Origin of the sequence: Stenotrophomonas sp. 1337 (assembly GCF_031455455.1) — a bacterium.
Lineage (GTDB): Bacteria > Pseudomonadota > Gammaproteobacteria > Xanthomonadales > Xanthomonadaceae > Stenotrophomonas > Stenotrophomonas indicatrix.
The window spans coordinates 94,300-106,691 of record NZ_JAVDSR010000006.1 but is presented as its reverse complement, the minus strand read 5'-3'; the positions used below and the strand labels follow the sequence as shown (position 1 = coordinate 106,691).

General features: G+C 68.2%; 8 protein-coding genes. 4 read left to right on the top strand and 4 right to left on the bottom strand.

Translation table 11 applies throughout. The features are described 5' to 3' along the window. The first annotated feature begins 408 nt into the window (after positions 1–408). Positions 409–993, top strand: coding sequence for a ribonuclease T (gene rnt, locus J2X70_RS10610; protein WP_032951815.1), 585 nt, complete (start codon positions 409–411; stop codon positions 991–993). 285 nt (positions 994–1,278) lie between these two features. Here the strand turns inward: rnt and J2X70_RS10605 are convergent, their stop codons facing one another. The 3 genes from J2X70_RS10605 to J2X70_RS10595 form a co-directional block, all read right to left on the bottom strand. After that, positions 1,279–4,299 carry a ligand-binding sensor domain-containing diguanylate cyclase gene (locus J2X70_RS10605; RefSeq protein ID WP_279208498.1) on the bottom strand — a complete coding sequence of 1,007 codons (3,021 nt, stop codon included), beginning with the start codon at positions 4,297–4,299 and terminating at the stop codon, positions 1,279–1,281. Positions 4,300–4,512: 213 nt separating this feature from the next. Beyond that, positions 4,513–5,904 carry an ATP-binding protein gene (locus J2X70_RS10600; RefSeq protein WP_100436029.1) on the bottom strand — a complete coding sequence of 464 codons (1,392 nt, stop codon included), beginning with the start codon at positions 5,902–5,904 and terminating at the stop codon, positions 4,513–4,515. A 6-nt stretch (positions 5,905–5,910) separates the two neighbouring features. Continuing rightward, complete coding sequence (locus J2X70_RS10595; protein ID WP_025875399.1) at positions 5,911–6,639, bottom strand: response regulator; 729 nt, start codon at positions 6,637–6,639, stop codon at positions 5,911–5,913. Between the two features lie 205 nt (positions 6,640–6,844). Here J2X70_RS10595 and J2X70_RS10590 point away from each other — a divergent pair, with 205 nt between their 5' ends. Genes J2X70_RS10590 through J2X70_RS10580 form a run of 3 tightly spaced genes read left to right on the top strand, consistent with a single transcriptional unit; the run spans position 6,845 to position 11,474 of the window. Then, a complete protein-coding gene (locus J2X70_RS10590) occupies positions 6,845–8,083 on the top strand; it encodes an efflux RND transporter periplasmic adaptor subunit (RefSeq protein ID WP_025875401.1) in 1,239 nt (412 codons plus the stop codon). Then, positions 8,080–10,038, top strand: a complete 1,959-nt coding sequence (locus J2X70_RS10585) for a MacB family efflux pump subunit (protein ID WP_025875403.1) — start codon at positions 8,080–8,082, stop codon at positions 10,036–10,038. Before J2X70_RS10590 ends, J2X70_RS10585 begins: the two co-directional genes overlap by 4 nt. After that, positions 10,035–11,474: an efflux transporter outer membrane subunit gene (locus J2X70_RS10580; protein ID WP_309910276.1), complete on the top strand. Its 1,440-nt coding sequence runs from the start codon at positions 10,035–10,037 to the stop codon at positions 11,472–11,474. Before J2X70_RS10585 ends, J2X70_RS10580 begins: the two co-directional genes overlap by 4 nt. Positions 11,475–11,620: 146 nt before the next feature. On the opposite strand, the gene rlmB is transcribed toward J2X70_RS10580, so the two are convergent. Next, positions 11,621–12,364, bottom strand: a complete 744-nt coding sequence (gene rlmB / locus J2X70_RS10575; RefSeq protein WP_049465964.1) for a 23S rRNA (guanosine(2251)-2'-O)-methyltransferase RlmB — start codon at positions 12,362–12,364, stop codon at positions 11,621–11,623. Positions 12,365–12,392 lie beyond the last annotated feature (28 nt).

The window sequence follows — 12,392 nt, the reverse complement described above, 5'->3', positions numbered from 1 at the left end:
CAAGGTTGGCACCTACCAGGATCCCGTGCGCCCTGGTCGGCGCACGTCAGACGGTCCGGTAGACGCCGTCCTTGGTCGGCGCGCAGTGTGCCAACCAAGGTTGGCGCCTACCAGGATCCCGGGCGCCCTGGTCGGCGCACGCCGCGCGGTCCGGTAGATGCCGACCTTGGTCGGCGCCCAGGGTGCCAACCAAGGTTGGCACCTACCAGGATCCCAGCGCCCTGGTCGGTGCACGTCGCGCGGTCCGGTAGATGCCGACCTTGGTCGGCGCGCAGGGTGCCAACCAAGGCTGGCACCTACCGCGATCCCGGGCGCTCAGGGTCGCTCTGCTAGAATCCGTACATGACCGACCCCACTTCCGCACCTGCCGCCCTCCCTGTTTCCGACGTACCCCAGGCGCAGCGCGCGATGTCACAACGCTTCCGCGGCTTCCTGCCGGTGGTGGTGGATGTTGAAACCGGCGGCTTCGACAGCCAGCGCAACGCGCTGCTGGAAATCGCCGCCGTGCCGATCGAGATGGACGAGAACGGCCTGCTCTACCCCGGCCAGACCGCCAGCGCCCACGTGGTGCCGGCCGAGGGACTGGAGATCGACCCGAAGTCGCTGGAAGTGACCGGCATCATCCTCGACCACCCGTTCCGGCTGGCCAAGGAAGAGAAGGCGGCGTTGGACCACGTCTTCACTCCGGTGCGTGCAGCGATGAAGAAGTACGGCTGCCAGCGCGCGATCCTGGTCGGCCACAACGCGCATTTCGATCTCGGCTTCGTCAACGCCGCGGTGGCCCGTACCGGGCACAAGCGCAACCCGTTCCACCCCTTCAGCGTGTTCGACACGGTCACCCTGGCGGGCATTGCCTATGGCCAGACGGTGCTGGCACGCGCGGCCACGGCGGCCGGGCTGGGCTGGGATGCCAACGAGGCGCACAGCGCGGTGTATGACACCGAGCAGACGGCGCGGTTGTTCTGCACGATCGCCAACGCCTGGCCGCGGTGAAGCAGCCAACGGCGAAGCCCCTCGTGGCGAATCGGCATTGCGGGTGAGGCCGGGCAGGATGGATTCGCGGGGGACGCCGTAAACCCATCCTTGGGGGCTTAGCCGCGCCATCCATGGCGCGGATACCCCCGCGAACCCACCCTGCCCGGCCTTTGACAGTTTCCCGGGCGCCACGGGAAGATCAGAAAAGCGGGAGCAACAGCGGGTCGCTGCGCTCAATGGGTGCCGACTGTTGGTACGGCAATGCCAGTAGATCCACGCCATGCGTGGATGCTTTGCAGTGGATCAACCGATGCTCGTGCGATCCCTGCCGTCACTCTTCGCGCGGTACAACGCGCGGTCGGCGCGCTGGTACAGCAGTGCCGGGGTGCGGTCGTCGCCGTCCAGTTCCACCAGGCCGGCGCTGAAGGTCACCCGCAGGCCGGGGATGCCGGCCCAGTCCGGGTGGTCATGGAACAAGCCACGCAGGCGCGCGCACAGCTGCGCCGCTTCCTCCAGCCGGGTGTCATTGAGCAGCAGCGCGAATTCTTCGCCACCGGTGCGTGCCGGCAGATCCGAATCGCGGCTGGCGGCAGCGATCACCTGGGCCACTTCCACCAGTACCGCATCACCGATGCTGTGGCTGTGCTGGTCGTTGACGTCCTTGAAGTGGTCGATGTCCAGCACCACCAGGCACAGCGGATGGCCGCTGCGCTGGGCGCGGGCGAAGTCGCGGGCCAGCGCCTCGTCGAAGCCGCGACGGTTGGCCAGCCGGGTCAGCGCGTCTTCGCGGGCCTGCCGTTCGAACGCCTCGGCCTGCCGCGCCAGACGCTCGGCCAGCTCGGTCTTCTCCTGGTTCAGCGCCTGCAGGTGCACGGTCTGCGCCTGCAGGTCGAAGGTGGCCTCGTCCACGCGCCGTGCCAGGCGCAGGTTGCTGGCCTTGTACTGCTGCAGCAGGAAGCGGTACAGCGCCACCAGCGCGGACAGCAGCACCAGCCCGATCAGCGCCTGCACGCTGTGCCGCTGCCACCAGAACGGCTCGACAGTAAAGCTCCACACTGCTTCCTGATGCCCCCAACTTCCCCCCGGGTGCGCGGCGGCCACGTGCAGCGTGTAATCACCCGGCGGCAGGCCGACGAATTCCACGCTGCGCTGCGGGCCACGTTCCACCCAGCCGTTGTCCAGCCCCTCGAGCCGCGTGCGGTAGCGGATGCGGTCGGACATCAGGTAGCTCAGGCCCACGTAGCTCACCGCAAGCCGTCGCCCACCGGGAATCAGGTTGCGCTCGGGGCCTTCCCAGTGCACCGGCGCACCGTCGACCTGTACGTTCTCGATTGCCGCAGGCGGTGCCGGGCGTTCACGGAAACGCTGCAGCCGCTGCGGATCGACCGTGCTCAAGCCACCGGCGGTCACCACCCAGAACGTGCCGTCCTGGCGCAGGATCGCCGAGGGACCGGAGCTGCCGTTGGCCTGCGCATTGGCCATGCCGTCGATCTCGTTGTAACGCTCCACCGTGACCCGCGGCGCGCGTCCGTCGGCCACGGCGTTGAGCGTGGCCATGTCGGTGCGCAGTACTCCGCGGTTGCTGCTGATCCACACGTTGCCCAGTCGGTCGGGCACCAGCTGGAACACCGCGTCCACCGGCATGCCCTGCTCCAGGCCCACCCGTGCCAGCGTCCCCGCCTGCCAGCGGTACAGCCCACGGTCACTGCTGATCCACATCGCATCGCCGATCTGGTGGAAGCCGAACACGCTGCGGCCACCGCCCAGCGGCGCCAGGTCGATCGACTGCACCTGGTCACCGCGCAGCACGCGGACGCCTTCAATGGTGCCGATCCACAGATTTCCCTGGTGATCGTGTTCCAGCGCGGTGGTCAGGCCTCCCGGCATGCCAGGAACGGTGGGCACGGTTACCTGGTCACCCTCGATGCGGACCACGCCCTTCTGCGTCCCCGCCCAGACCACGCCGTCAGGCGCGATGCTGATCGCACGGATGTTGCCGCCGGGCAAGCCATCGGCCGCCGCGTAGTTGTGGCGAAGCCGTCCATCGGCGTGCAAGCGGTAGATGCCGTCGCCGAAGGTGCCCACCCACAGATCGCCGCCGGCATCCTGCGCCAGGCTCAGCACCGAAGGCGCCTTGCCACCGCGGTTGTGCAGCGGTATCGCGCGGAATCGACCGTCGGCGGTCTGCAGGTCCAGGCCGCTGGCGCTGCCCACCCACAGATGGCGGTCACGGTCTTCGAGCACCGTGCGCACGTAGTCGCCGCTGAGGCCATCGCGTTCGGTGTAACTGCTGAACAGGGTTTCGCGCAGGCGGTACAGGCCGCCATTGGCACCCACCCAGATGCTGCCCTCGGCGTCTTCGCGCAGGCTGACCACGCGCCCGCCGGGCAGGTTCAGGCCCGCTGGCAGGCGCTCCAGGCCATGCGCCGAGATGCGCAGCAGGCCCTGGTTCTCGGTGCCCAGCCACAGGTCGCCATGGCGGTCCTGCAGCATGGCGGTCAAATGCAGCTGGCCAGGCAGCCGGTGCACCAGCACCAGGCGATCATCCTCCACCCGGTACAGGCGCTCGCCCGCGACGATCCACAGCGTGCCATCGGGTGCGCGATAAGGCCACGACAGGCCCTTGTTCACGCCCCACGCTGCTGGCGCGCGCTGCAGTACGCCGTCGGTGTCGCGCAGCACCAGGCCGTCGAGGGTGCCGATCCAGACCCGGTCCTGCGCGTCGACCGCCATCTTGGTGAAACTCATCGCCAGCGGCAGGTCCGGCGGCGGGCGCTGGTAGACGATGCCCTTGTCCGGGGTCAGATAGCCAATGCCCTTGCCCTCGTACAACAGCCACAGGCGCCCTTGGCTGTCCATCTGCATGGACTGGATCAGCACCTGCGGCGTATCCGGTTGATGTTCCCAGACCCGCCACTGGCCGTCGCTGCCGCGGTGGCTGACATTGCCGCGCGAATCGCTGATCCACAGACCGCCCTGCGGGTCGACCAGCAGCGCGCCGATGCCGTTGTCGCGCAGCCCCGGCCGGGTGCTGCGGTCGAACACGGTGAAATCCAGGCCGTTGTAGCGCACCAGGCCTTCCCAGGTGGCGAACCACAGGTGGCCTTCCGGCGTCTGCGCGATGTCGCGCAGCGAGTTGTGCGGCAGACCATTGCGCGAGGTCCACACGTCGATGGCGTAGTCGCGCAACGGCGGCGCGCCACTCTGCGCGGCCAGTGGCGTGGCAATCGCCAGCAACAGCCACAGCACACCCACCTGCAGCAGGCGACCGATGTTCTCCGCGTGGCGCCCCGCCCGGCGCCTGCCCGCCCCCTGCCCGCCCATCAGCGCAGCGGCGGCGGCCAGCTGCGGATGCCGGTGGCGGCAGCAGACGCGAACAGGGACAGCCGCACCGCGCAGGGCGGCATGCCGGCAGGAACAGGCAGGCTCATCGGACGAAGAATGGGGAAGTACGCAGATGATAGGGCAAACCCTGTCACCGGCGTCACCGCGCCCGGGCAGCCCGGCGCAACCGGGCCGGGTCCGGGATCGGTGCCGCTACCGCGCCTCGGCGCTGGTCGACCACTGCACCACCGCTTCCAGCCCACCTTCGGGGCGGTTGCGCAACCACAGTCGGCCCCCGTCCTTCTCGGCCAGCGCGCGGGCGATGGTCAGGCCCAGGCCGGCACCGCCGGTCTCGCGCGAACGGGATGTCTCCACGCGCACGAACGGGTCGAACACCGCTTCCAGCTGGTCATCGGCCAGCCCGGGGCCATCATCGGCGATGACCACCGTGATCGTGCCCTCGCCGCGCTCGACACGTACCCGGGCGCGTTGCGCATACATCACCGCGTTGTCCACCAGGTTGGAGAACAAGCGATGCATCGCCAGCGGGCGCAGCATCAGCACCGCGCCGCTGCGGCCTTCAAAGACGACGTCGGCGCCGTCCTCGGCAGTGTCCTCGACGATGCTCCCCAGCAGTGAATCCAGGTCCAGCGCGGCGCGCTGTTCGGCACTCTCCGCACTTCGGGCAAGTTCAAGGCCCTCGCGTACCAGTGCCTGCATCGCAGCCAGGTCGCCGATCAGGCGCTCGCGCAGCGTCTCGTCGGTCACGTTTTCCAGGCGCAGGCGCAGCCGGGTCAGCGGCGTCTGCAGGTCGTGGGTGATCGCCGCCAGCATCTGCGTACGTTCGGCCAGGTGGCGCTGCAGCCGATGCTGCATGGCATTGAAGGCTTCGGCGGCGCGCTGCACCTCACGCGGCCCGCGCAGCGGCAAAGGTGCCCGCTGCAGGTCATCGCCCAGGTCCTCGGCGGCGGCCGCCAGCTCCTGCAGCGGCGCACTGGCCATGCGTGCAACCACGTAGGCCAGCACGGCAATGGCCAGTACCAGCAGGGTCAGGAACAGCGGGTCCACGGCGAGGATGCCGTTGTGCGCGATCGCCGGCGAATCCAGGGCGAGCTTCAGCAACGTGCCGTCGTTGAGCACCACGTCCACCGCCCGGCACTTGGGCGGGATGAAGGTGGGATCGCGTTCGTGTGGCGGCTTGCGGTGGCCCGGCGGCGGTGGCGGCAGCAGGTCCTGCAGCTTGGGAATGCACGAACGGAACGAGGCGAAGTGCACATGCGCCCGCGATACCGGGCCCGGGCGGTCTTCCAGTACTTCCATCAGCGCCTTGTCGGCCCGCCCGATGCGCGCGCCGGGCTGCAGTGCCCGCACGCTGGGGCCACCGATCTCCAGCAGCCGCTCGCGCAGCTCCGGGTTGCCGTCGAGCAGGTTGATGTAGCCCTGCAGGCGGTCGGCGATGCGGTTCAGGTTCTGCCGCTCGAATTCCTGCTGCCGCTTGGAACTGGCCAGCATGGTCGCGCCGATCGCGGCCACGCTCATGCCCAGCAGCAGGATCACGAACAGCCGTCCGACCATCGAGGACAGGAAGTGGCGCAGGCGCTTCATCGCGGCTTATTCCAGGTTGACGGCCGAGGCCAGCACGTAGCCTTCGTTGCGCACGGTCTTGATCAGGCCATCGGGGCCACCATCATCGGCCAGCTTGTTGCGCAGCCGGCTGACCTGCAGGTCGATCGCCCGGTCCTGCGCTTCGTAGTTGCGGCCGCTGCTGAGGGCCACCAGCTGCTCGCGCGAGAGCACCTTGTTGGCATGGGCGATGAACACCCGCAGCAGGCGGAATTCGGCGCCGGACAGCACCACCACGCGCCCGTCCGGATCGACCAGGTGGCGATGCTCCAAGTCGAAGATCCAGCGTGAGAAACGCGCACGGCGCACCGCCAACGGTTCCAGGTTGGCCGGCAGCGCTTCGGTACGGCGCAGCACGTTGCGGATGCGCGCCAGCAGTTCACGCGGCTCGAACGGCTTGGCCAGGTAGTCGTCGGCGCCCATTTCCAGGCCGAGTACGCGGTCGATCGGCTCGGCGCGCGCGGTGAGCATGATCACCGGCGTGTTCGAGCGCGCGCGAAGGTCGCGACACAGGGTCAGGCCATCCTCGCGCGGCAGGTTGAGGTCGAGCACGATCAGGTCCACGTGTTCGCGTTCCAGCAGCTGGCGCATGCTGGTGCCATCGGCGGCGGTGCTGACCTGGTAGCCAGCACGGCCGAGCTGCTCGGCCAGCAGGGTGCGGATATCGTTGTCGTCATCGACGATCAGCAAACGGTGCATCGGGTTTTCAGTCTCCATGTCGCGAATCATCCCGTGTCGGCAGCTGAACCGCATCCAGGCCAATGCGTACCACTGTATCCCCTGCAGTGCGGGATACCTGCCGATACGCAGTCTCGCAGACAGTGTTACATAGAGACACACCCCGAGGATTGAGCACAGCGTCGCTCGATCTTCACAATGCCCACCAACGCCGCCACTGCGGCCCCCAGAGTGAAGCCGCCACGTGATCTCCCGCCTGTTGCCCGCGACCCGCAAGGGTCGCCTGATGTTGATCGCCCTGATTGTCCTGATCGCCGCTGTATCCGCCTGGTGGCTGCTGCGCAAGCCTGCCGCACCGGCGCTGGCGACCACCCCGGTCAGCCGCGGCGACATCGAGCAGACGGTGGAAGCTACCGGCGTGATCGACGCCTACAAGCTGGTCAGCGTCGGCGCGCAGGCCTCCGGCCAGATCAAGTCGCTGAAGGTGCAGCTGGGCGATACGGTGAAGGAAGGCGACCTGATCGCCGAGATCGACGCCACCACCCAGCAGAACCAGGTGCTCAACGCGCAGGCCTCGCTGGACCAGGTGACCGCGCAGCGCGCAGTGCAGCAGGCCACCCTGCGCCAGGCCGAACTGGAGTTCGCACGCCAGCAGCAGATGCTGGCTGCCGAAGCCACCTCGCGTCAGGAATACGACGCCGCCGAGGCCCAGCTGAAGACTGCGCGTGCGCAGCTGCAGTCCTACGAGGCGCAGATCAAGGGCCGCGAAACCGAACTGGGCACTGCCCGTGCCAACCTGGCCTATACCCGCATCGTCGCGCCGATGGACGGCACCGTGGTGGCGGTAGTGGCCGAGGAAGGCCGCACGGTGAACGCCAACCAGACCGCGCCGACCATCGTGATGCTGGCACGGCTGGACGTGGTGACCGTCAATGCCGAGGTGTCCGAGGCCGACGTGGTCAAGATCAAGGCCGGCATGCCGGTGTACTTCACCACGCTGGGTGACCCGGACCGCAAGTACCACGCCACGCTGCGGCAGATCAATCCGGCACCGGCGTCGATCGCCAACGAAAGCTCGTCCAGTTCCAGCAGCTCGTCCAGTTCCAGCTCCAGCAGCGCGGTCTACTACAACGCGTTGTTCGACGTCGAAAACCCCGATGGCACCCTGCGCATCGACATGACCGCACAGGTATCGGTGCTGCTCAAGCAGGCCAAGGGCGTGCTGATGGTGCCGGCCGTTGCACTGGGACCGAAGTCGCGCGATGGCGAGCGCATCGTGCGGGTGGTCGATGACAAGGGCCAACCGCAGCCGCGCAAGATCAAGGTCGGCATCAACAACGGCGCCAACGTCGAGGTCCTGTCCGGCCTGAAGGAAGGCGAGCGCGTGGTGGTCGGCGAAGGCGGCGCTGCGGCAGCCGCTGGCGGCGGCAACCGTGGCGGCATGCAGATGCGGGTCGGCGGCCCGGGCATGGGGCGCCGATGAGCATGACGGCGCCACTGCTGCGCCTGCGCGACCTGCGACGCGAATTCCCGGCCGGTGAAGATGTCATCGCCGTGCTGCGCGACGTCAACCTGGACATCCATGCCGGGGAGATGGTGGCGATCGTCGGCCAATCCGGGTCGGGCAAGTCCACGTTGATGAACATCCTCGGCTGCCTGGACCGCCCGACCCGTGGCAGCTACCAGGTGGCGGGCCGCGAGACCGGGAAAATGGCGCCCGACGAGCTGGCCGAGCTGCGCCGCGAGCACTTCGGTTTCATCTTCCAGCGCTACCACCTGCTGGGTGATCTCGACGCACGCGGCAATGTGGCCGTGCCGGCGGTGTATGCCGGCAGCCCCGGCCCGGTGCGCACCGCGCGTGCCGAGCAGCTGCTGCAACGGCTGGGCCTGGCCGACCGCATGCACCACAAACCCGGGCAGCTGTCCGGTGGCCAGCAGCAGCGCGTGTCGATCGCGCGCGCGTTGATGAACGGTGGCGAGGTGATCCTGGCCGACGAACCGACCGGCGCCCTGGACACGAAATCCGGCGAAGAGGTGATGGCCATCCTCGGCGAACTGCATGCCGAAGGCCACACCATCATCATCGTCACCCACGACATGAGCGTGGCCGAGCACGCACAGCGCATCATCGAGATCCGCGACGGCGAGATCATCGCCGACCGTGCCAATCCGGCCGCGCCCAGCTACCGTGCGCAACGCGAGCCGAGCACCGGCGTGGCCCATGGCAGCAGCTGGCAGGCCGCCCGCGACCGCTTCACCGAAGCGTTCCGGATGGCCCTGCTGGCGATGAACGCCCATCGCCTGCGCACCTTCCTGACCATGCTCGGCATCATCATCGGCATCGCTTCGGTGGTCTCGGTGGTGGCACTGGGCAACGGTTCGCAGCAGCAGATCCTGCAGAACATCAGCGCGCTGGGCACCAACACCATCGACGTCTACCCCGGTCGCGGCTTCGGCGACATGCGTTCGGCGCGGGTGCAGACCCTCAAGGCCAGCGATGCCGATGCCCTGTCACGGCAGAGCTACGTCGACAGCGCCACCCCCAGCGTGTCCAGTTCGGTCACCGCGCGCTACCGCAACCAGTCGGCCACCGCGCAGATCAGCGGCGTCGGCGAGCAGTACTTCCGGGTGAAGGGCGTGAGCCTGCTCAGCGGCAGCTTCTTCGACACCGACGCGGTGAAAGGGCTGGGCCAGGTGGCGGTGATCGATGAGAACACCCGGACCCAGTTCTTCCCCGACAGCGACCCGATCGGCCAGGTGATCCTGCTTGGCAACGTGCCGGTGCGGGTGGTCGGCGTGGCCAAGAAGCAGAGCTTCGGTTTCGGCGGCAGCACCAGCCTGAGCGTGTTCGTGCCCTACACCACGGTGATGTCGCGCATGCTCGGGCAGAGCCACGTTTCCAGCATCACCGTGCGGGTGAACGATGAAACGCCGATGGATGCGGCGCAGGAAGCGATCACCCGGCTGCTGACCATGCGCCACGGCACCGAGGACTTCTTCCTCAGCAACAGCGCTGAGATCCGCGACACCATCGAACAGACCACGCGCACGATGACCCTGCTGATCGGCGCCATTGCCGCCATCGCCCTGCTGGTCGGTGGCATCGGCGTGATGAACATCATGCTGGTCTCGGTGACCGAGCGTACCCGCGAGATCGGCGTGCGCATGGCGGTGGGGGCGCGGCAGAGCGACATCCGCCAGCAGTTCCTGATCGAAGCGGTGCTGGTGTGCCTGCTCGGCGGATTGCTCGGCATCGGCCTGGCACTGCTGATGGGCGTGTTGATCGGCCGGTTCGCCAGTGATTTCCAGGTGCTGTTCTCCACCGCTTCCATCATTGCCGCCTTCGCCTGCTCGACCCTGATCGGCGTGGCGTTCGGCTTCCTGCCGGCACGCAGTGCCGCCCAGCTCGACCCGGTGGAGGCCCTGGCCCGCGAATGAAGATGATGACCCGACTGCCCTTCCCCGCTCCCTCGCGCCTGCTGCTGTCCGGCGCCGTGCTGCTTGCACTCTCCGCCTGCGCTTCCGTGGGCCGCTATCCGGTCGAAGACCCCAGCGTTGCCGCCACCTATGGTCGTGGCGATGCGACCCTCAACGCACCGGCCGACGACCCACGCAGTGGCCTGGACACCCCGGCCCGTGACGTCCGCCAGGACAACTGGTGGACCGGCTTCGGCGACGAGCGCCTCGACCGCCTCGTCGCGCAGGCGCTTGCCGCCAACAGCGACCTCGGTGCGGCCGGGCTGGCGGTGCAGCGTGCACGCCTGCAGGCCGGGCTGGCCAGCAACGCGCTGTGGCCGCAGCCTTCGTCGTCCGGCGTGAGCGGCAGCGGCAGCCGCGCCACCGACCAAGCCGACGACTGGCGCCGCAGCTATTCCACCGGCGTGTCGCTGGGGTGGGAGATCGATCTGTGGGGCCGCCTGCGCAGCCAGCGCGACATCGCCCGCTGGGAGGCCGACGCCAGCGAAGAAGACCGGCAGAACACCGCCCTGCTGGTGATCGGCGATGTCATCAACCAGTACTGGGCACTGGCCTACCTCAACCAGTCCATCGCCACCGGCCAGGCCAACCTTGAGCGGCTGCAGCGCACGCACGAACTGGTACAGGCGCGCTTCGATGCCGGTGCGGTTTCGCGCCTGGAAGTACGCCAGGCACTGCAGAACCTGCAGTCGCAGCGTTCGGCGCAGAGCGCGCTGGAACAACAGCGGGTGGAGGTGCGCAACGCGCTGACCGTGCTGCTGGATGGCACGCCGTGGCCGCAGCAGGACGAACCGCAGAACCTGCTGGAGGCGCAGAGCCCGAGCATTGCCGAAGGCCTGCCCGCCGACCTGCTCGGCCGCCGGCCCGACCTGCGCGCGGCCGAACTGCGGCTGCGCAACAGCCTGAAGACGATCCGGGTGACCGCCACCCAGTACTACCCGGCACTGAGTCTTACCGGCAGCCTGGGTTCCAGCGCCACCTCGCTGGGCGATGTGCTGCGCAATCCGGTGGCGACGCTGGGAGCTGGGCTGTCGCTGCCCTTCCTCAACCTGCAGCGCGCGCAGCTGGATACGGACGTGGCCGGCACCAACTACCAGATCGCCGCCACCAACTTCCGCAAGACGCTGTACACCGCGCTGTCGGAGGTGGACAACGCCTTGTCCGCACGCGAGCAGCTGCTGCGCCAGGTAACCGCGTCGCAGGCGTCCTACGATGAAGCGGTGGAAGTGGAACGTGCGCAGGAAGTGCGCTATCGCGTGGGCGCCACCGATCTGCGCACCTGGCTGGAAGCGCAGCAGACCCGGCGCGACGCGGAACTGTCACTGGCACGGGTGCGGCAGAGCCAGTTGAACAACGACGTGACGCTGTTCAAGGCGCTGGGAGGCAGCGCGGGGTAAGGCATCCGGAGCGCCAACCAAGGTTGGCGACCACCGCCTGCCCGGTAGGTGTCGACCTTGGTCGACACGGCAGATCAGAAAAAAGGGTCAGATCCCTTTCCCGTGGGAAAGGGATCTGACCCCGATCGGGTCTCCGCAGCTGCCGATCAACCGCGCTGGCGCACGGCCTCGAACAGGCTGACACCGGCAGCAACCGAGACGTTCAGGCTCTCGATCTCGCCCGGCATCGGAATCTTGACCAGGCCATCGCAGTTTTCGCGGGTCAGGCGGCGCAGGCCGTCGGCTTCGCCGCCCAGCACCAGGGCGATGTTGCCCTTCAGGTCCAGCTGGTACAGCGACGCAGTCGCCTCACCGGCCAGGCCGTAGATCCACACGCCCTGCTTCTGCAGGTCCTTCAGGCAGCGCGACAGGTTGGTCACCGCCACCACCGGAACAAGGTCGGCAGCGCCGGCCGAGGTCTTGCGCACGGTGGCGTTGACCGTGGCCGACTTGTCCTTGGGAATGATCACGGCGGTAGCGCCGGCAGCGGCGGCCGAACGCAGGCAGGCGCCGAGATTGTGCGGGTCCTGCACCTCGTCCAGCACCAGCAGCAGGGCCTTGCCTTCCGCAGCCGTGACCAGGCCTTCCAGCTCGTTCTCGTTGTAGGTGCGGGCGGCGGCATAGCGTGCGGCCACGCCCTGGTGGCGCACCGAACCGCCCACGCCGTCCAGCGCCTGGCTGTTGACCTTGCGCACGTCGATGCCCTTGCGGCGGGCGTTTTCCTCGATTTCGACCAAGCGCGGGTTCTTCGCACCGGCCTCGACCAGCACTTCGCGGACGTTCTCGGCGTCGTTCTCGATGGAGGAGGCGACGGCGTTGACGCCGACGATCCACTGGCTGTTCTTGCTCATGCGGGCAGGACCGGAAAGGGGGTGGCTA

Excerpts from the sequence above, each read along its gene's own strand:
- rnt (WP_032951815.1), top strand. The coding sequence starts at position 409 with ATGTCACAACGCTTCCGCGGCTTCCTGCCGGTGGTGGTGGATGTTGAA.
- J2X70_RS10580 (WP_309910276.1), top strand. The coding sequence starts at position 10,035 with ATGAAGATGATGACCCGACTGCCCTTCCCCGCTCCCTCGCGCCTGCTG.
- J2X70_RS10605 (WP_279208498.1), bottom strand. The coding sequence starts at position 4,299 with ATGGGCGGGCAGGGGGCGGGCAGGCGCCGGGCGGGGCGCCACGCGGAG.
- J2X70_RS10595 (WP_025875399.1), bottom strand. The coding sequence starts at position 6,639 with ATGGAGACTGAAAACCCGATGCACCGTTTGCTGATCGTCGATGACGAC.
- rlmB (WP_049465964.1), bottom strand. The coding sequence starts at position 12,364 with ATGAGCAAGAACAGCCAGTGGATCGTCGGCGTCAACGCCGTCGCCTCC.
- J2X70_RS10600 (WP_100436029.1), bottom strand. The coding sequence starts at position 5,904 with ATGAAGCGCCTGCGCCACTTCCTGTCCTCGATGGTCGGACGGCTGTTC.
- J2X70_RS10585 (WP_025875403.1), top strand. The coding sequence starts at position 8,080 with ATGAGCATGACGGCGCCACTGCTGCGCCTGCGCGACCTGCGACGCGAA.